The 19,718-nt window shown below is 66.9% G+C and carries 17 protein-coding genes; 6 read left to right on the top strand and 11 right to left on the bottom strand.

What is annotated here, in order from left to right:
- Positions 1-43: 43 nt before the first annotated feature.
- Entirely contained in the window at positions 44-271 is a 228-nt protein-coding gene (locus ACQHI0_RS31270) for a DUF3073 domain-containing protein (protein ID WP_301904780.1), read from the top strand.
- 287 nt (positions 272-558) lie between these two features.
- Here ACQHI0_RS31270 and purM read toward each other — a convergent pair whose 3' ends face one another.
- From purM to purF, 6 genes are all read right to left on the bottom strand, one after another.
- Positions 559-1,638 carry a phosphoribosylformylglycinamidine cyclo-ligase gene (gene purM / locus ACQHI0_RS31265; protein WP_427905319.1) on the bottom strand — a complete coding sequence of 360 codons (1,080 nt, stop codon included), beginning with the start codon at positions 1,636-1,638 and terminating at the stop codon, positions 559-561.
- Positions 1,639-1,726: 88 nt separating this feature from the next.
- Complete coding sequence (locus ACQHI0_RS31260; protein ID WP_427905318.1) at positions 1,727-3,391, bottom strand: ABC transporter ATP-binding protein; 1,665 nt, start codon at positions 3,389-3,391, stop codon at positions 1,727-1,729.
- Positions 3,384-4,337 (bottom strand): ABC transporter permease, encoded by a 954-nt coding sequence (locus ACQHI0_RS31255; RefSeq protein ID WP_266297221.1) that lies wholly within the window; start codon positions 4,335-4,337, stop codon positions 3,384-3,386. Before ACQHI0_RS31255 ends, ACQHI0_RS31260 begins: the two co-directional genes overlap by 8 nt.
- Positions 4,338-5,378 (bottom strand): ABC transporter permease, encoded by a 1,041-nt coding sequence (locus ACQHI0_RS31250; RefSeq protein WP_427909363.1) that lies wholly within the window; start codon positions 5,376-5,378, stop codon positions 4,338-4,340.
- Positions 5,379-5,431: 53 nt separating this feature from the next.
- Positions 5,432-7,027 carry an ABC transporter substrate-binding protein gene (locus tag ACQHI0_RS31245; RefSeq protein WP_427905317.1) on the bottom strand — a complete coding sequence of 532 codons (1,596 nt, stop codon included), beginning with the start codon at positions 7,025-7,027 and terminating at the stop codon, positions 5,432-5,434.
- A 261-nt stretch (positions 7,028-7,288) separates the two neighbouring features.
- Entirely contained in the window at positions 7,289-8,833 is a 1,545-nt protein-coding gene (gene purF, locus ACQHI0_RS31240; protein ID WP_427909362.1) for an amidophosphoribosyltransferase, read from the bottom strand.
- A 179-nt stretch (positions 8,834-9,012) separates the two neighbouring features.
- Between purF and ACQHI0_RS31235 the strand changes: the two genes are divergently transcribed.
- Positions 9,013-10,440, top strand: coding sequence for a YhgE/Pip domain-containing protein (locus tag ACQHI0_RS31235; protein WP_427905316.1), 1,428 nt, complete (start codon positions 9,013-9,015; stop codon positions 10,438-10,440).
- 33 nt (positions 10,441-10,473) lie between these two features.
- On the opposite strand, the gene ACQHI0_RS31230 is transcribed toward ACQHI0_RS31235, so the two are convergent.
- Complete coding sequence (locus ACQHI0_RS31230) at positions 10,474-10,869, bottom strand: sterol carrier family protein (RefSeq protein ID WP_427905315.1); 396 nt, start codon at positions 10,867-10,869, stop codon at positions 10,474-10,476.
- 43 nt (positions 10,870-10,912) lie between these two features.
- Between ACQHI0_RS31230 and ACQHI0_RS31225 the strand changes: the two genes are divergently transcribed.
- From ACQHI0_RS31225 to ACQHI0_RS31215, 3 genes are all read left to right on the top strand, one after another.
- Complete coding sequence (locus ACQHI0_RS31225; RefSeq protein ID WP_427905314.1) at positions 10,913-11,116, top strand: hypothetical protein; 204 nt, start codon at positions 10,913-10,915, stop codon at positions 11,114-11,116.
- 6 nt (positions 11,117-11,122) lie between these two features.
- Entirely contained in the window at positions 11,123-11,623 is a 501-nt protein-coding gene (locus ACQHI0_RS31220; RefSeq protein WP_427905313.1) for a hypothetical protein, read from the top strand.
- A 93-nt stretch (positions 11,624-11,716) separates the two neighbouring features.
- The gene (locus tag ACQHI0_RS31215; protein WP_427905312.1) at positions 11,717-12,583 is read left to right on the top strand and encodes an alpha/beta fold hydrolase; all 867 of its coding nucleotides are present in this window, start codon (positions 11,717-11,719) and stop codon (positions 12,581-12,583) included.
- 58 nt (positions 12,584-12,641) lie between these two features.
- On the opposite strand, the gene ACQHI0_RS31210 is transcribed toward ACQHI0_RS31215, so the two are convergent.
- Entirely contained in the window at positions 12,642-13,076 is a 435-nt protein-coding gene (locus ACQHI0_RS31210) for a CPBP family intramembrane glutamic endopeptidase (protein ID WP_427905311.1), read from the bottom strand.
- Positions 13,077-13,267: 191 nt separating this feature from the next.
- Positions 13,268-14,998, bottom strand: a complete 1,731-nt coding sequence (locus tag ACQHI0_RS31205; RefSeq protein WP_427905310.1) for an alpha/beta hydrolase — start codon at positions 14,996-14,998, stop codon at positions 13,268-13,270.
- 129 nt (positions 14,999-15,127) lie between these two features.
- On the opposite strand from ACQHI0_RS31205, the gene ACQHI0_RS31200 reads away from it, so the two are divergent.
- The gene (locus ACQHI0_RS31200) at positions 15,128-15,415 is read left to right on the top strand and encodes a YiaA/YiaB family inner membrane protein (protein ID WP_379233830.1); all 288 of its coding nucleotides are present in this window, start codon (positions 15,128-15,130) and stop codon (positions 15,413-15,415) included.
- A gap of 49 nt (positions 15,416-15,464) precedes the next feature.
- Here the strand turns inward: ACQHI0_RS31200 and ACQHI0_RS31195 are convergent, their stop codons facing one another.
- Complete coding sequence (locus ACQHI0_RS31195; RefSeq protein WP_427905309.1) at positions 15,465-17,249, bottom strand: alpha/beta hydrolase; 1,785 nt, start codon at positions 17,247-17,249, stop codon at positions 15,465-15,467.
- 22 nt (positions 17,250-17,271) lie between these two features.
- Positions 17,272-19,566, bottom strand: a complete 2,295-nt coding sequence (gene purL, locus ACQHI0_RS31190) for a phosphoribosylformylglycinamidine synthase subunit PurL (RefSeq protein ID WP_427905308.1) — start codon at positions 19,564-19,566, stop codon at positions 17,272-17,274.
- Between the last annotated feature and the right edge of the window lie 152 nt (positions 19,567-19,718).

Genomic DNA, 19,718 nt, shown 5'->3' with positions numbered 1-19,718 from the left:
AACAAACCCCAGGCCGCCCCGCAGTGACGCGAGGGGGTCAGCCATGGGCCGTGGCCGGGCTAAGGCAAAGCAGACCAAAGTCGCACGTGAGCTCAAGTACAGCTCCGCGCCGACCGACTTCGCGAGCCTTCAGCGCGAGCTGTCGGATAGCGATGCTCCGCCCTACTCCCAACCAAGGAGTAGTGCAGTGCTGTCCGATGAGCACGATGCGGATGAGTCGCCGTCTCGTTGGAACGACGAGGACGACGGCTACGACAGCTGGCGCCGCTGACCGAACAGCGACAAAGGGGGAGGCCACCAGGCGTCCCCCTTCCAGCCGTTCTCAGGTGAGCGACGACAGGCTCGCAGTAGTAGTAGCGAATATCTGAATACACGACGAGCGTCCTGTGCACACACAGGACGCTCGTCGTGTTCGCCGCCTCGAGGCCCCGACCACCGCGAGCCGACGGGCACCTACCCTCCGAGTACTGGATTAACCACTCGTGGCTCCAGCAAACCCCCGAACGCACCTGAGCCGGATCGCGAACATCCGCGACCCGGCTCAGTGACTGCGCAGAATCAGAACCTGGGGTGGTCACCCAGCAGCACCGCACGCGGCGCTTCGACGTCGGCCGCCTTCTTGACCTGACCCAGCGTCCAGCAGTCGATGTGGCGGGCGGTGAGCACCGCCAGCGCACGATCAGCATCCTCGGGCGCCACGATCGCGACCATGCCGACGCCCATGTTGAACGTCTTCTCCATCTCGATCCGCTCGACGCGGCCGCGCTGGGCGATCATCTTGAACACCGGCGCCGGGTTCCAGGTGCCACGATCCAGCTCTGCCACCAGACCCGCGGGCAGCACGCGCGCCAGGTTGGCGGCCAGGCCACCACCGGTGACGTGCGAGAAGGTGCGCACATCGGTTTCGGCGATCAGCGCGAGGCAGTCCTTGGCGTAGATCCGGGTCGGCTCGAGCAGTTCCTCACCGAGGGTGCGGCCGAACTCCTCGACGTAGCCGGTGAGCGACATCCGGTCGATGTCGAGCAACACCTTGCGGGCCAGGCTGTAGCCGTTGGAGTGCAGGCCCGACGAGCCCATGGCGATGACGACATCGCCGGGACGCACCCGGTCGGGGCCGAGCACCGCGTCGGCCTCGACGACGCCGACGCCGGTGGCGGACAGGTCGTAGTCATCGGGATCCATCAGGCCCGGGTGCTCGGCGGTCTCGCCACCGAGCAGTGCGCAACCGGCCTTGATGCAGCCCTCGGCGATGCCGGAGACCAGCTCGGCGACCTTCTCCGGGATGACCTTGCCGATGGCGATGTAGTCCTGCAGGAACAGCGGCTCGGCGCCACACACCACCAGGTCGTCGACGACCATGGCGACCAGGTCGAGCCCGACGGTGTCGTGCTTGTCGAGTGCCTGGGCGACGGCGATCTTGGTGCCGACGCCGTCGGTGGAGGCGGCGAGCAGCGGTTCCTTGTATCCGCCCTTGAGCGCGAACAGCCCGGCGAAGCCGCCGATGCCACCCTGCACCTCGGGTCGGCTGGCCTTCCTGGCCAATGGTCCGAACAATTCGACGGCGCGGTCACCGGCTTCGATGCTCACGCCCGCCGCAGCGTAGGAAGCGCCTGCACCGCTGGGTGTCTGTTCAGTCATTGTGGGGGAAAGCTCCAAACCGAATCGGCGGATAGATGCCTAGTAACTCTAAGCGATCCGCCAGTTCAGCTGTCGTGCGGCTCCTAACTCATTGTTCCGTTTCGGTGGCGAATGTGGCGGCGATCTCGGCGCGACGGCGGCGCTGTTCGACCGGGTCGGGGACCGGAACGGCGGCGACGAGGCGGCGGGTGTACTCGTGCTGTGGGTTGCGCAGGATCTGCTCGTTGTCGCCTTCCTCGACACAGGTTCCCTCGCGTAGCACCATGATCCGGTCGGCGAGCTGGTCGACGACGGCGAGGTCGTGGCTGATGAACAGACAGGCCCACCCGCACCCGCGCTGCAGTTCGGCGAACAGTTCGAGTACCGCCGCCTGCACCGAGACATCGAGCGCGCTGGTCGGCTCATCGGCCACGAGCAGATCCGGGTCGAGCACGAGTGCTCGCGCCAGACTGGCCCGCTGACGCTGCCCGCCGGACAGTTCGTGCGGATACCGATTCTCGGTGCCCGCGGGCAGCTGCACGTCGTCGAGCATGTGCCTGACCCGCTCGCGGATGCTCGCCTTGTCGCCGATGCCGTGCACGACCAGGGGTTCGGCCACGCACTCGCCGACCGTCAGGCGTGGGTTCAACGATCCCGCCGGGTCCTGGAACACGAACCCGAACCGCCGCCGGATCGGCCGCAGCTTGCGCTGGGACAGATCCGCGATGTCCTGCCCGCGAATCAGCACGTGCCCCTCGGAGGGCCGTTGCAGCGCGGCCACACAGCGCCCGATGGTCGACTTGCCCGACCCCGACTCGCCGACCAGACCCAGGGTCTCCCCCGGCCGGATCTGCAAGCTGACGCCGTCGACCGCACGGAAAGCGGGCCGCCCGAACGGCCCGGGGAAGGTGACGACCAGATCCTGCACATCGAGCACCGGCTCGACGGTCCGGTCGATCGCAGGCCGTTCGGTGGTCGCCGCGCCGAGATGTGGCACGGCATCGAGCAGCGCCCTGGTGTAGTCGGCCTTCGGACTGGCGAACAGCTCGTGCACGGGCGCCTGTTCGACCACCTCGCCCGCGCGCATCACCACCACCCGGTCGGCCAGGTCCGCCACCACACCCATGTTGTGGGTGATCAGCACGATCGCACTGCCGAGCCGATCACGCAGATCCCGCAGCAGTTCCAGGATCTCGGCCTGCACGGTGACATCGAGCGCGGTGGTCGGCTCGTCGGCGATGATCACCTTCGGCTCACACGAGATGGCGATCGCGATCATCACGCGCTGCTTCTGCCCGCCGGAGAGCTGATGCGGGTAGTAGTCGACGCGATGCTCGGGATCGGGCAGACCGACCGTGCGCAGCAGCTCGATCGCCTTGGCCTTGGCGGCTTTCCGGCCCATCCCGCTGTGCGCGCGCAGCGCCTCACTGATCTGGAAGCCGACGGTGAACAGCGGGTCCAGCGCACGTGCCGGCTCCTGGAATACCATCGACACCTCGCCACCGCGCAGTGCGGTGAGCTGACGTTCGGTCATCGAGGTGACCGGCCGATCACCGATGGTGACGAGCCCGCGCACCGAAGCGGAATGCGGCAGCAGCCCGATCGCGGTGCGCGAACTCACCGATTTGCCCGACCCCGACTCGCCGACGATGGCGAGCACCTCACCCGGGAACACCTCGTAAGACACATTGCGCACCGCGTTCACGGGTCCGGCGTCAGTCGAAAAGGTGACCGATAGGCCCGAAACAGCCAGTGCGGCAGTCTTGTCACTCATCGACGGTTTCCTTGTCTGCCGAGGTGACCGCACGCCGGGTGCGCAGCAGCGGATTCAGCGTTTCGTCGAGGCTCTCGCCGACCAGCGTCATCCCGAGCACGACCAGCACGATCGCGGTTCCGGGGAAGATCGAGGTCCACCAGATGCCGTTGGAGACATCGTTGAGCGCCTTGTTCAGGTCGTAGCCCCACTCGGCGGCCTGGGTCGGCTCGATGCCGAACCCGAGGAAGCCCAGCGCGGCGAGGGTGAGGATGGCGTCGGCGGCATTGATCGTGACGATCACCGGCAGCGAGCCGGTGACGTTGGACAGGATGTGGCGGAACATGATTCGCGTCGTCGACGCGCCGGTCACCCGGGCCGCATCCACGTACGGCTCGGTCTTCACCGCCACCGTCGCGTTGCGCACTACCCGGAAGTACTGCGGCACATAGACAACCGTGATCGCGATGGCCGCCGACAGCATGCCGCCGAGACTGCTCGACGTACCACCGGCGACGACGATCGACACCACGATGGCCAGCAGCAGCGACGGGAACGCGTAGATGGCGTCCATGATCAGCACCAGGGTCTTGTCGACCCAGCGCCCCACATACCCCGACAGCAGGCCCAGCGGCACCCCGACCAGCAGCGACAGCGTCACCGAGATCGCGATCACCAGCAGCGCGGTGCGCGCGCCGAACAGCACTCGCGAGAGCACGTCCTCGCTCCGCACCGAGGTACCGAACCAGTGCTCGGCCGATGGCCCCTGCTGCGGCACGAAAGCCACACCGTCAGCGGTGTTCTGGGCCAACCCGTACGGCGCCAGCAGCGGCGCGAACACCGCCACCAGCACGAACCCCGCCACCAACACGAGTCCGGTGATCAACGTAACCCGCTGCAAACCAACGGTTTTCGACAACAACTCGGCGCCGGGCAGGCGCCGCCGTTTCACCGAAGCGGTAGTCATCTAGAACCTCACCCTCGGGTCGATCAGCGCGACGATGGCGTCCACGACGAAGCTCATCACCGCGACGACCAGCGCGATGAACGCCACGATGCCCTGCACTGCGATGAAGTCGCGCGCCCGCAGATACTCGGCGAGCTGATAGCCGAGGCCTTTCCATTCGAAGGTGGTCTCGGTGAGCACCGCACCGCCGAGCATCATCGCGATGCACATGCCCATCACCGTGATGATCGGGATCAGCGCGTTGCGCACCGCGTGCCTGCCGGTGACCACCCGTGAGGACAGCCCGCGCGCGCGTGCCGCCTCGACGAAATCGCTTCTCAGCGTTTGGATCAGGTTCACCCGCACCAGCCGAAGGAAGATGCCGCCGGTGAGCAACCCGAGCGCCAGTGCGGGCAGCACCGCGTGCTCGAGCACGTCGAGAATGTAGGACGGTTCGCCGTACAGGAACGAATCGATGATCAGGATGTTCGTCTTCGGCGAGACATGTTGCAGCGCGAGCTCCACGTCCGTACTGGCCCGCCCGCCGACCGGGAACCAGCCCAGCCACACCGAGAAGATCAGCTTGAACAGCATGCCGACGAAGAACACCGGCGCCGCGTACGCCAGCACGGCGGAGAACCGCAGGAACGCATCCGAGGCCGTATCCCGGTGTGTCGCAGCGTATCTGCCCAGCGGAATGCCAACGGCGAACGCGACCACCAGACCCCAGAAGACGAGTTCGAAAGTAGCGGCACCGTAGGTGATCACCACATCGCTGATCGCCTGGTTGTCCTGCGTCCGGCCGAAATCACCGCGCAGAAAGCCAGTGATGTACTCCCAATACTGCGTCAGGATAGGGCGATTGAGCCCCGCGGCTTCCTTGCGTTCCTCGATCTGATCCTGGGTCAGCCGGCCACCCATGGCCGCGCTGATCGGGTCACCGATCACCCGCATCAGGAAGAACACCACTGTCACCAGCAACCACGCGGTCGGCAGAATCAGCAACAGCCGAATCAGCAGGTACCGCAGCAAAGCCACCTGGCGGGAACCCCCGCCGCGCATCCACCCGAAACGTTGCGCCCGGACCGGTGATCCGGGCGCAACGGGAACGTCACTCACTTGCTCAGGACCGTGAACCGGAACTTGAAGGAGCCGTCGAGGGTCTGATCAACGCCGTTGACGCCCGGCGTCGACACCGCGACCTGCTTACCCGAGAGCAGCGGCAGGGTCGGCAGGAAGTTCTGCGCCAGATCGGTCTGGACCTTCTTCAGCAGCTCGGTCCGCTTCGCCGGATCGGATTCGGTGGCCTCGGCGGTCAGCTGCGCGTTGATGCCGGGGTTCTCGAAGTGCGACTGCAGGAAGTTGTTCGGGCCGAAGAACGGCGTCAGGTAGTTGTCGGCGTCCGGGAAGTCCGGGAACCAGCCGAACTGGTACATCGGGTAACCGTCGGAGGCGCGCTCCTTCTGGTAGGTCACCCACTCGGTGGACTGCAGGTTCACCTTGAACAGACCCGAGGCCTCGAGCTGCGACTTGACCGCCGCGTACTCCTCCGAGGAGCTGGAGCCGTAGTGGTCGGGGTTGTATTGCAGGTTCAGTGTCACCGGGGTGGTGACGCCCGCGTCGGCGAGGAACTTCGCGGCCGCGACCTTGTCGGGCTTGGCGCCGTAGAGATCCTTGAGCGGCTCGGCCGAACCGGCCATGCCCTGCGGCACATAGCCGTAGGCGGGCTGGTAGGTGCCCTTGTAGACACCGGCGGCAAGCGCCTCACGGTCGATCGAGGACGCGAATGCCTTACGCACGGCCAGCTTCTGCTCCGGGGTGTTGCCCGGCATGGTGTTCATGTTGAACACCACGTAGCGCAGCTCGCCGCCGGGACCATCGGTGACCTTCACCTTGGAATCGGCCCGGAGGGAATCGATATCGGTGGGGGTGAACGAGCGGTAGCCGACGTCGATGGCGCCGTTCTGCAGGTCCAGCTTCAGGTTGTCGGAGGTGGCGTAGTACTTGGTCGACACCGTGCTGTTCTTCGGCGTACCGAGAATGCCGTTGTAGTCCGGGTTGGCCTGGTACTCGACGAGCTTGTTCTTGTCGTAGCTCGAGATCGTGTACGGACCGGAGTAGCCCTTGGCCTTGACGACCTCGTCGTCGGTGGCGACCTTGTCTGCGGGCAGCGACTTCTCGTCGACGATCGGACCGGCCTGGGTCGGCAGGATCGTCGGGAAGGTCTGATCGTTGGCGACCTTGAGCGTGAACGCGACGGTGAGATCGTCGACCAGATCGGTCTTGTCGAGGTTGCCGAGCAGCGAGGCGGGACCGTGCGGATCGTTGATCTTCACCATCCGGTCGAAGGAGAACTTCACGCTCTTGGCGGTCAGCGGGTTGCCGTTGGCGAATTTGAGCCCGGGTTTGATCTTGCAGGTATAGACAGTGGGGCTGGTGAATTCGCACTTTTCCGCCGCATCGGGCTTTGGCGTGGTATCGCCCGGCGCGAAGTTCAGCAGATACGAATAGATCTGGTTCTCCACCAGCAGCGACCCGTTGTCGTATGCCGCGGCCGGGTCGAGCGAGAAGATCTTGTCGGTGGTGCCGACGACCAGGCCCGCACCGGAGCCCGCCTCATCGGTGCGGCCGGAGCCACAGCCCGCCAGCGCGGCCACGACCAAAGCGGCAGCACCTACTGCGCCAACTTGTTTCGCACGATTGTTCAACATCAGGTCCCATTCTCGAACGCTGCGCGGCCGCCCGAACCCGGGTCTCGAGAGCGGCGGCCGCGCGTTTGAGCTAGCGATATAACGGGGGACCGTACCTGTGAACCATTACCGGCCAGTTTCAAATGAGCCGAAATATTGCCTTCATGTTATGAACTAATCTTACGATATTACTGCTTACCGGAATTACTCTCGTACACAACACAAAAGGGGCCGTCCAGGTTTATCCTGTCCGGCCCCTCTGCGGGCGTGCGCTGACGATCCTTACGGGCGGCTGAGCGCGTCCGCGTTCACGTTCTCGCTGAGCAGCTTCGACTCGGCCTTGCCCGAGAGCATCCCCTCGAGCACGTTCTTGCCGATCGCGGCCTCCGGCGGCAGTTCGATCGGGTAGTCGCCGGTGAAGCAGGCGGTGCACAGGCGCGAGCGCGGCTGTTCGGTGGCGGCGATCATGCCCTCGGTGGAGACATAGCCGAGGGTGTCGGCGCCGATCGAACGACGCACATTCTCGACCATGTCGGCGTAGCTGTCGTCGGCGCCCGCGCCGTTGGCGATCAGCTCCGCGCGCGAGGCGAAGTCGATGCCGTAGAAGCAGGGCCACTTCACCGGCGGCGACGCGATGCGTACGTGGATCTCGAGCGCACCGGCCTCGCGCAGCATGCGGATCAGCGCGCGCTGGGTGTTGCCGCGCACGATGGAGTCGTCGACGACGATCAGCCGCTTGCCGCGGATCACTTCCTTCAACGGGTTGAGCTTGAGCCGGATGCCGAGCTGGCGGATCGTCTGGCTGGGCTGGATGAAGGTACGGCCCACATAGGCGTTCTTCATCAGGCCCTGGCCGTACGGAATGCCGGAGCCCTGGGCGTAACCGACCGCGGCGGGGGTGCCCGACTCGGGCACCGGGATCACCAGATCGGCCTCGACCGGCGACTCCTTGGCCAGCTTGCGGCCGATCTCCACGCGGGTGGAGTGCACCGAGCGCCCGGCGATCGTGGTGTCGGGACGAGCCAGGTACACGTACTCGAAGACGCAACCCTTGGGTTCCGGATTGGCGAAGCGCATCGAGCGCACACCGTCGGAGTCGATGGCCAGCAGCTCGCCCGGCTCGATCTCGCGGACGAACGCGGCGCCGACGATGTCGAGCGCGGCGGTCTCGGACGCGACGACCCAGCCACGGTCGAGCCTGCCGAGCACCAGCGGGCGCACGCCGTGCGGGTCACGCGCGGCGTAGAGGGTGTGCTCGTCCATGAAGGTGAGGCAGAACGCGCCACGCAGCTGCGGCAGCAGCTCCATCGCGGCGGCCTCGATGCTGGAGTCCGCCGAGGCGTGCGCCAGCAGGGCGGTGACGATGTCGGAGTCGGAGGTGGCGCCGGTCATCTGCGGGCGGCCGTCGATCACACCGGTGCCGATCAGGCCGAGTTCGCGTGCGCGACCGGCCAATTCGGCGGTGTTCACCAGGTTGCCGTTGTGGCCGAGCGCCAGGCCGGAACCGACGGAGGTGGTGCGGAAGATCGGCTGCGCGTTCTCCCAGGTGACGCCACCGGTGGTGGAGTAGCGACAGTGGCCGATGGCGATATGCCCCGGCATGGCCGCGAGGGTCTGCTCGTCGAAGACCTGGGAGACCAGGCCGAGATCCTTGAAGACCAGGATCTGCGAACCGTCGGAAACGGCGATTCCAGCCGCTTCCTGCCCGCGATGCTGCAGGGCGTACAGGCCGTAGTAGGTGAGCTTGGCCACGTCTTCGTCGGGAGCCCAGACGCCGAAGACGCCACACTCCTCGCGAGGGTCGTGTTCGATCTCGTCGGGGGTCATGGGCGTTGGCACGATCGTGGGTTCGGCGTCGGTCACCGTTTGCTCCCTGTTCGGGCGGGCTGGGGGCAATAGTCAGTCTACGGGTCATCGGCAGCGGGTAGTACGCCCGCTCGCATCCGGGCGGTTAACACCTGCAAATTGTCGCTGATTCATTGCTGATCGCTGTTACCGTCCCGGTTGTGACCACGGACGAGGGCGCCAGCGAACAGGCCGGTCGGACCGGTTCGGACAGTTCCAACGCCGAACCGGAGCCCGCGAATTCCCGTCGCGCGAAGGGACCGAGAGCGAGATCTGCCACACGTGAGCTCCGGCGCGGTGAGTTCTTGCGCATGGTCGCGCGTCCGACGGTGGTGCTCGCGATCCTCACCGCCCTACTCGGCGTGATGTACCTCGATTACGTGGCCGATCCGGAGGGGAATCTGCACGATTTCCCGATCGCGGTGGTCAACCTCGACGTCGGCGATGTGACGGCCACCGGCACCAAGGTCGACTTCGGCAAGCAGGTCACCGACGCCCTGGTTGCCGGGGTGCCGCAGGACAAGGTCGATCTGCGGGTGATCGGGGTCACAGAATCCGAGCGGCAACTGCGCAATGGTGAGATCTACGGTGCGATCGTCATCCCCGGCGATTTCAGCAAACGTCTCGGCATCCTCGGCACCGGGTCGATCGTGGCGGGCGAGATGGAACGTCCGGTGATCACCTTGCAGACCAATCCGCGCCTCGGTGCCTTCGGCGCGCAGATCACCAAGCGCATCGGCGACCAGGCGCTCACCGAGGTCGACAAGCAGGTCGGCGTCCAGCTCACCGATCAGGTGAAGGCGGCGCTGGCAGCCACCCCCGAAGGCGCCCCGGCACCGCAGGTCTCCGGCGCGGCGATGCTGACGCTGCAGCACCCGATCGACATCGTCGAGTCCGAGTTCCGCCCGCTGCCCGACGGCACCGGCGAGGGCCTGACGGCCTTCTTCTACGCACTGTTGCTGCTGCTGGCCGGCATGATCGGCGCGATGGTCGTGCACACGATGACCGACGCGCATCTCGGTTTCGTGCCCAACGAGTACGGGCCGTTCTATCTGCACCACGAGCCGGTGAAGATCTCCCGCTTCGGCACCTTGCTGGTCAAATGGGCTGTGATGGTGGTGGTTTCGCTCGTTGTCGCGCTGGTGTACATCCTGGTCGCCGAGGCACTGAACATGCCCGTCAGCAACCCCTTCGGCCTCTACCTGTTCTCGGTGCTGTGCCTGATCGCCTGCGGCTGGACCGGTCTGACCATGCTCGCCGTCTTCGGCACCCCCGGCCTGCTGATCAACATGGTCCTGTTCGTCATCCTGGGCCTGCCGTCCTCGGGCGGCACGGTCCCCATCGAGGCCACTCCCAAATACCTCACCTGGCTGGCCGAGTTCGAGCCGATGCACCAGGTGTACCTGGGCGTCCGCTCGATCCTCTACTTCGATTCCAACTACGACGCAGGCCTCGGCCGCGGCACCTTCATGGCCTTCCTCGGCATCGCCATCGCCGTGGTCCTCGGCGCCGCCGTAACCAGGTTCTACGACGTCAAGGGCCTGCACCGCGAGAACCTGCTCGCCCGCGAGGCAACCGACCCGTCCTGATGGGCGCGGCCGCCGGCGACCGCGGCCGTACGCCTAGCCGACCGCGGGCAGCGGCACGATCGGCAGCCACCCCGCGATCTCCCCGGCCCTGGTCCCCGACGCACTCACCACCCCCGTCCGCACCGCCTCCTCGAACCCGAGCAGCCCGGTAGCCAGCAACAACCAGGTCCGAGCATCCGTCTCCACCACATTCGGCGGATTCCCCCGAGTATGCCGAGGCCCCTCGATACATTGCACCGCCACGAACGGCGGCACCCGCACCTCCACCGAATGCCCCGGCGCACTCCCCGCCAACGCCCGCGCAGTCCCCTTCACCGCCGCCCCCAACTCCCCCCGCCCCGGCACCGGCAACCCCGGATCCCGCAGCCACTCCCCCACCCCCAACACAGCCGCCCGCACCTCAGCAGCATCAACCTTCTGTCGCGCCATTACCGAGACGCTACCGACCGCCACCGACACACAGAGGACACCCATGACCGCCTACCACCTCGAAGTCTTCCGAGACGACCAGTGGTGGATGATCCGAATCCCCCAACTCGACGGCCTCGACGGCAACATCGAAGGCCTCACCCAAGCGCGACGCCACGCCGACATCGCCACGGAGGCAACCGACTACATCTGCACCGTTGCCGGCGTCGCGGCCGCCACCGTCGAACTCGTGTACGCGCTAGCGTGACAGTCGATGAGACGTGCGACAGCCTTGATCTCGATACCGGCCGCGGTGCTGATCGCCGCCTGCCAGACGCCCGACGACACCACCCCGCCCGATCCGCCACAAACCGTCCTCGCGTGCCAGGGCAAATTCGTGACCGGCCCACAAACGATCGCTGGGTTGGACCTCTCGAAGTTCATGCAGCGCACCCGCCTCCCACCGGGTGTCAGCGTGGCCGCGGGTAGATCTGCCTTGTCGCCCGAGCATCCGGGCCTGGTCGACTTGTACCTCGACCTCTGTCTGCCGGACACCGCCTCGATGAACGACCTCCTCCCGGTCGCCACCGCTCTGGCCAACGACCTCAAAGCCGACGAACTCGGTTCCCGCACAGCGTCATTGGCCATTGCCTGTGTCTGTGCCCATCTCCCCGGCCGCACCGAAGTACGCGACGAGGATTTCCAGCAACACCCGTGGAACGGCACACCGTCCCGCGACGCGGAGTACCTGATCTGGACCAGGTCCGACAGCTGAACCCGGAGCCGATGGCGTCGAACGCCGCGCGTCCCGACCAGCGATCTATTGCCCGGCAGCACGGGCGGAGGTGACTCGTCGTACATTCGTCCTATGAGTTTCATCGATCCACTGGAGCCGACCGTGCTGCGTTTGCGCGCTGCCGACGGCCTCACCCTGGTGGCCGACAACTTCGGCGCGGAGGACGGCCCGCTGGTCGTGATGCTGCACGGTGGTGGGCAGACCCGGCATTCGTGGAAGCGGACGGGGCGGGCGCTGGCGGCGGCGGGAATGCGGGTCGTCGCCGTTGACGCGCGCGGGCACGGGGACAGTGATTGGTCGCCGACGGCGGACTACTCCAGGACCGCGATGGTCAGCGACCTGCACGCCGTGCTCGAGCAGCTCGGCGCGACGCAGGAGGCGGGCGCGGTGGTGGTCGGGGCCAGCATGGGTGGGATCACCGGGCTGCTCGCCACCGCGACACCGGGTGGGAGCGCGATTCGCGCGCTCGTCCTGGTCGACATCGTGCCCCGCTCGGAATCGGCGGGCGTGGAGCGCGTCATGGATTTCCTCGGCAGGCATCGCGACGGCTTCGACACCCTCGATCAGGTGGCCGACGCGGTCGCCGCGTACATGCCGCACCGGCCGCGCCCCGACAACGCCGACGGCTTGCTGCGCAACCTGCGTCAGCGGGACGGGCGCTGGTACTGGCACTGGGACCCCGACCTGATCAGCGACGTCAACGACGACCCGGAAGCCCGCATCATCGAGATGGAAGCCGCCGCCGAAGCCTTGACCATCCCGGTCCTGCTGGTCCGCGGCGGCAAGTCCGATGTGGTCAGCGACGAAGGCGCCGCGGCATTCCTGGCGCTGGCACCGCACGCCCGACTGGCCGAGATCGGCGCCGCGGCCCACACCGCGGCGGGCGACGACAACGACGCCTTCACCGAGGCCGTCGCCGGTTTCGTCGCCACGGCCTGAGCCCGGTCACCCAGCCTGCCCGCCGCAGGCTCCCTGCCGCATCCGAAAGCCGGCAGCGCTACCGCGTGCGCCCATCGACCCACCGGGCAGCGACAGGCGCGAGCGCTCCCCCCGCATTGATCGCCAGATGCAGGAGCGCGGGCGCGGTCGCACTCCCCGATCGACGGCGAAGCACGCTGAAAACAAGGCCGGCGAGAGTGGTGGCCAAGACGGTCGGGAGCACGGGATCCTGTGCGGCTCTTGCCGGTTGGATGTGCCAGAGGCCGAAATCCACCGCGCTGATCGCGGGCGCCGTGGCACCGGCACTCGCGGCCAGCAGTGGATCGAGGGTGCCCCGGAAGATCGCCTCCTCGGCCAGGACCGTGCCGACGGGGATGTGCAAGGCGATCCATTCGAGGGTCGAGGTCTCCGGTGCGCGGACAGCGATTTCGAGCGGAAGACGCCGCAGCGACGGAACAGCAAGGGCTACCGCGTAACCGGCGAGAACTACCACCGCACTGCCCAGTCCCCATCGAAACCCACTGGGCGACGACCAGTTCGGCCGGCCTCGAAAGACCTTCGTGTATCCCGCGGCGAAGGCGGCGTTCGCTACGGTGCGGCCACGAAGCCCAAGGCCGAGGGCGGGCAGGACCCGGTTGCTCCAGAGGAGCGGAAGCGCCAGCGCAGCAACATTTTCCAGCCTTCTCACTTCACCACCCGCTCGATTCGCTCCGCCGATTCCAGTGCCACCCGAATTCGCTCGACGACCTCGACACTCACCCCACCGGGCGCACCCACCGCCAACCACCCGTCCAGCACCAAACTCCCGTACCGGTGCCCGTGCCCGTCCGAAACCCCCTGCGCATTGGTGAGATCAGCCGTGACCTGCCAGAACGTCACAAAAGGCGCCCACCGCATCTGCGTCGACACATCGGGCCCACGCGGCTCACTCAACCAGTCCGGCCGCGTGAAGATCAGATCGGCCGACCACCACACGATCGGATCGGACGGGTGTTGCAGGTAGGCGATGCGGGGTGCGCGCCACGGCTCCGAACCGGCGAAATCCGTTGCGTCATCGGCGAATCGGACGACAAGCCCATCCGCGTACACCGGCGCTACCGCGGGCGTCCCAGGATCGCGCCGATCGACGAACTGCCGCCACAACCGATTCGAATTAGGCGGCCCCACCCACAGCGCGCCATCGACCTCCTCGCGAAGATCGGCCAGCCCGTCGAAAGCCTCCTCTGAGCCCTGCGAACCCAAACTCTCCCCATAGACGAACAACTTCGGCCGATGCCCCTCCGGCTGGGCCGACCACCTTTCGTATACCGCGTCGAACAACTCCCGGCTGGCCGCCGCCGCCTTCTCCCGGTCCGAGAGAAACGACAGCACGCTGGGCAGATACGAGAACTGCGTCGCCACGATCGCCGTATCCCCGCCGTAGAGATACTCCACGGCCCCCGCCGCCATCCCGTTGACCCAGCCGGTACCGGTAGTCGTGACCACCACCATCGCCTCGCGTTCGAAGGCTTTGGTCCGCTCCAGTTCGGCCACAGCCAGCTGCGCCGCGGTCTGCTCCCGCCGCACCGACTCCAACCCCACATACGCCCGAATAGGTTCGCGCGCCGCCTTTCCCGTCACCTCGCCGATCGCGGCGGCACTCGGCCCATTGGACACGAACCACCGCCCCTCGAACCCCAGCGTCTCCCACGGCGCGAGCGACCCGGCGCTCCCCGAACGCTCCGGCGCCACCGGCTGCACCGCATACGGCGTGGTCCGATCGTTGCGCACACTGAACGCCGAGTTGGCCACCGCGAAGAACGCCCGCGACGCGACCCCGTTGAAGATCGTCACCGTGAGCACGACCAGCACCAGCAACCCGGCGGCCGGCGCCACCTCACGCGGCACCCGTACCCACCGATTGAGCTGGCGTGCCAGCCCCAGCACCATCACCCGCACCGTCCGATACGCGGCCACCACCGCCACTCCGACCGCCACACTGAGCAGCCCGGTGCGCAGATACGCGGGCGTGGTCGTGCCCGCCATCCCCATCAGCGAGGTGATCTCGCGCTGCCACTTCGCCGACTGCACCAGCATCAGCGCCGCGACCAGCGCACACCCCACCAGCACGCTCGCCTTGATCGCGTACCGCACCCGATCGGAAGGACTCGGAATCGGCAGCCGCGACCGCACCCACTGCCGGAACACCCACTCGAGCACACACCCGAGCCCGTACCCGATCGCCGCGTTGATCCCACTGATCAGTCCCTGGAAGAGCCAGTCGCGCGGCACCAGCGAAGGTGTCACCGACAGCCCGAAAAACAGCGTGGCCAGCACCAATCCGACATAGTTCAGGTCGATCATCTGCTCCACGCGCCGCGCGAGAACACCGCCGCGCGCACGCAGCATCGCGGAAGTCGAAGCGCGCTCGGTCACCGCCCCAGTATGGCGTCCGCCACCGACAATCTCGAAGATTTACGCCTGCGGAGCCGCTCACAAAATACGTAGCGCACTCGAGTAGTTGTACGCGCGATCGCGACGCCGCGGGTCAGCACACTGAGAACCATGAGCACAAACCACAAGCCGAAGAACACCTCGGCCTACATGGCCCAGGCCGCGATCGCGTTCGCTGTCAGTCTGTTCGGGACCGGCGCCGGAATCGCGTATCTGCCGCTGGACGGCTGGCAGCGCGCGTTCCTCGCGATGTCGGGGCTGTTCCTGGTGACCAGCTGCTTCACCCTCGCCAAGGTCGTGCGCGACCAGCAGGAGACCCAATCACTGTTGAGCCGGGTCGATGAGGCGCGGCTGGAACAGCTGATCGCCGAACACAATCCGTTCAAATCGGTGTCGTGAGTGCGCCGGGGCTGCGCCGATCGAGGGGTTCGGCGCTGCCCCGGTTTCGTCACTTCAACTGCCGCTCGGTGGCCGCGGCCTCGAGCACGAACGTCTCGATGCGCGCCGCCAATTCCGGTGTGTAATCCGGTGGTTGGGCTACCGCCGCCCAAGCCTCGGGGACGACATTGCCGTAGTTGTGACCGTGCCCGTCCGAAACCGTCTGCGCGCGCGGCAGATCCGCGGCCACCTGCCAGAACGTCACGATGGGATACCACGACATCGCCGGCGACACATCCGGACCGCGCTTCTCCCGCAACCAATCCGGCTGACTGAACAACAGATCCGGCGACCACCACACCACCGGGTCGGAAGCGTGCTGCAGGTAGACGATGCGCGGATCGTTCCAGACCGGCGTCGGCTGAGCGAGCTGATCAGCGCTCGCGGCGAACCGCACCGACATCCCGTCGGCGTAGATCGGGGTGATCTCGTCGGTGCCGGGGTCACGTCTTGTCACGAATTCCGACCACAGCCGGTTGGAGTTGGGCGGCCCCACCCACAGCACCCCGTCGGCGCGATTGCGGATATCGGCCAGCCCGGAGAACGCGCCCTCCGACCCCTGCGAACCGAGGCTCTCGCCGTAGACCAGCAGCTTGGGCCTGGCGTCTTCGGGCAGCGCCGACCAGCGGTCGTACACCTTGTCGAACAGCGTGCGCCCCATGGTCATCGACTTGTCCCGGTCCGACAGGAACGACAACGCGCTGGGCAGATACGAGTACTGCGTCGCCACCAGCGCGGTGTCCCCGCCGTACATCAATTCGACCGCCACGGCACTGGTCGTGTCGACCCAGCCGGTGCCGGTGGTGCTGATCACCACCAGCGCCTCGCGTTCGAAGGCCTTGGTGCGTTCGAGTTCGGCGACGGCCACGTCGGTCTGCGCCTCGACACCGTCGGCGGATTCCAGCCCGGCGTAGACCCGAATCGGTTCGCGCGCGGGCGTTCCGGTGACCTGACCGATCGCGAGGGCGTTCGGCGCGTTCGAGACGAACCACCGGCCTTCGGATCCCAGTGTCTCCCATTTGGCCAACGAGTCAGGGCTACCGGAACGTTCGGGCAGCGTCGGCTGGACCGCGTGCGCCGAGGTGTGACTGTTGCGCGCGCTGAACGCCGAATTGGCCACGGCGAAAAAGCCTTTCGCCAACACGCCGTTGAACAACAGCACCGCCGCCACCACGACCACGATCACCCCGAGCGGCCGCGCGAACGCGGCCGGAATCCGCACCCACTGATTCAGCGCCCGCGTCACCGTACGCACCAGCCGCACCACCAGTCGCGAGATCCAGATCAGCAGCCCGACCACCACCGCGCCGATCAGCACCGTCCGCGGATACCCCGCGTCGGAGACCGGCGCCATCCCCATCAGATCGGTGATCTGCCGCTGCCACTTCGAGGACTGAATGCTCATCAGCACCGCGAAGATCAGGCACGCCACCACGATCGCGCTCTTGCCCGCCACCAGCGACCAGCCCGGTCGCCGAGCCCACGCCGTGCGCACCTGCTCGGGCCAGGTGATCCGCGGCGCGACCCACTTGCGCCACGCCAGGGCCAGCGCACAGCCGAGCCCGTAGCCGATCGTCGCGTTGATCCCGCTGAGCAGACCCTGGAAGAACCAGTCACGGGGCAGCAGCGAGGGGGTCAGCGACAGTCCGAAGAACATCGTCGCCACCACAAGGCCGGTGTAATTGGGATGAAAAAACCTCTCCACCAGGTGAATTCCCCTGATGAAGAGGTTGTCGTGCGCAGCGTCTTCGCGCGCGACCGGCCGAGGAGTCGAGCTCGTATCCGCTGTAGTCAAGCTCGACTCCTCATCGGTCAATTCACGCGGTATGGGCTCCGAACAGCTTAGGCAGCGTGCCTTCGAACGCCTCACGCAATTCGGTGAGTGTCACGGAGAACTGCCCCTGCACCTCGACCGAATCCGAGCCCTGATCGGCCACGCCGATGCGCACCCACGGCAGCTGCCGCGCATCACACATCTTGGTGAACCTGGTCTCCTCCGAGCGCGGCACCGCGACGAGCACGCGCCCGGCCGACTCGGAGAACAGCTGCACGAACGGATCCGAGCCCTCGGGAAGCACGATGCGGCAACCGGTCTCGCCCGCCAGCGCCGCCTCTATCACGGTCTGCGCCAGCCCACCCTCGGACAGGTCGTGCGCGGCGGAGATCATGCCGTCGCGCGAACCCGAGGTGAGCACCTCCGAGAGCAACTGCTCGCGAGCGAAGTCGACCTTCGGCGGCACGCCACCGAGGTGATCGTGGGTCACCTGCGACCAGATCGAGCCGTCCAGCTCGTCGTGGGTCTCGCCGAGCAGGATCAGCGATTCGCCCACTTCGATGCCGAGGCCGGTCGGGATGCGGCGGTGCACATCGTCGATCACGCCGAGCACCCCGACCACCGGGGTGGGCAGGATGGCGTCCTTGCCGGTCTGGTTGTAGAAGCTCACGTTGCCGCCGGTGACCGGAATGCCAAGGGCCGCACAGCCATCCGCGAGACCGCGCACGGCCTGCTGGAACTGCCACATCACGCCAGGATCCTCCGGCGAACCGAAGTTCAGGCAGTTGGTGACGGCCTTGGGGGTGGCGCCGGTGGTGGCGACATTGCGGAACGCCTCGGCCAGTGCCAGCTGCGCGCCGGTGTACGGGTCGAGCTTGGTGTAGCGGCCCGACGCGTCGGTGGCCAGCGCGATACCGCGGCCGGAGGACTCGTCGATGCGGACGACGCCCGCGTCGGCGTGCTCGGCCAGCACGGTGTTGCCACGCACGTAGCGGTCGTACTGCTCGGTGATCCACTTGCGGCTGCACAGCTGCGGGCTGGCGATCATCGTGAGCAGGGTCTCGCGCAGCTCGTCGCCGGTCTTGGGCCGGGTCAGGGTGGCGGTGGTGTCGGCGATCAGCGCGTCCTGGGTGTCGGGACGCTGCACCGGGCGCTCGTAGACCGGGCCCTCGTGGGCGACCGTGCGCGGCGGCACGTCCACCACGGTCTCGCCGTGCCAGGTGATGACGAGGTGGTCGCCGTCGGTGACCTCACCGATGTCGGTGGCCAGCACGTCCCACTTCTTGCAGACGGCCATGAAGGCTTCCACGTTCGCCGGCGTGACGACCGCGCACATGCGCTCCTGCGATTCGCTCGACAGGATCTCCGCGGGGGTCATGTGCGCCGCGCGCAGCGGGACCTTGGTCAGGTCGATGTGCATGCCACCGTCGCCCGCCGCGGCGAGTTCGGACGTGGCACAGGACAGTCCGGCGCCGCCGAGGTCCTGGATGCCGACGACCAGCCCGGCCGCGTACAGGTCGAGACAGCACTCGATGAGCACCTTCTCGGTGAACGGGTCGCCCACCTGCACGGCGGGCAGCTTCTTGCGGCCGGTACCCGACTCGTCACCGGAGAAGGAATCCGAGGCGAGCACGGACACGCCGCCGATGCCGTCGAGGCCGGTGCGCGCGCCGAACAGGATGATCCGGTTGCCGTTGCCCGAGGCGAACGCCAGGTGCAGGTCTTCCACGCGCATCGCGCCCGCGCACAGCGCGTTCACGAGGGGGTTGCCCTGGTAGGAGGCGTCGAACACGGTCTCGCCGCCGACATTGGGCAGGCCGAGCGAGTTGCCGTAACCGCCGACGCCGCGCACCACACCGTCGACAACGCGACGGGTGTCGGGGGCATCAGCGGCGCCGAAACGCAGCTGGTCCATCACCGCGATCGGACGGGCGCCCATGGCCATGATGTCGCGCACGATGCCGCCGACACCGGTGGCCGCGCCCTGGTACGGCTCCACATAGGACGGGTGGTTGTGGCTCTCCACCTTGAAGGTGACGGCCCAGCCGTCGCCGATGTCGACCACGCCGGCGTTCTCGCCGATCCCGGCCAGCATCGAGGCCTTCATCTCGTCGGTGGTGGTCTCACCGAAGTAACGCAGATGAACTTTGGAGGACTTGTAGGAGCAGTGTTCGCTCCACATCACCGAGTACATCGCCAGCTCGGCATCGGTGGGCCGACGGCCCAGAATCTCCTTGATGCGGGCGTACTCGTCGTCTTTGAGACCGAGTTCCTTGTACGGCTGCGGAGCATCCGGGGTGGCTGCGGCGGTAGCGACGGTGTCGACCTGCAGTGTCACGGGAGACCAGGGTCCTTTCGGCCGGGGGGAACTTGATCTGCAGAGTCTAATGGTTGCGAGCTAGCCGCCTGCCGCCCGTACTGCCCTCATGCTGGGGAGGTAACCGGATTCGGTCTGGTCACACTTGCGACTGGGGCATTGGAGTACCCATT

Origin of the sequence: Nocardia sp. FBN12 (genome assembly GCF_050320175.1) — a bacterium.
GTDB lineage: Bacteria > Actinomycetota > Actinomycetes > Mycobacteriales > Mycobacteriaceae > Nocardia.
Note: the sequence above shows the minus strand (reverse complement) of the source record. Positions and strands in the feature narration are given on the sequence as shown.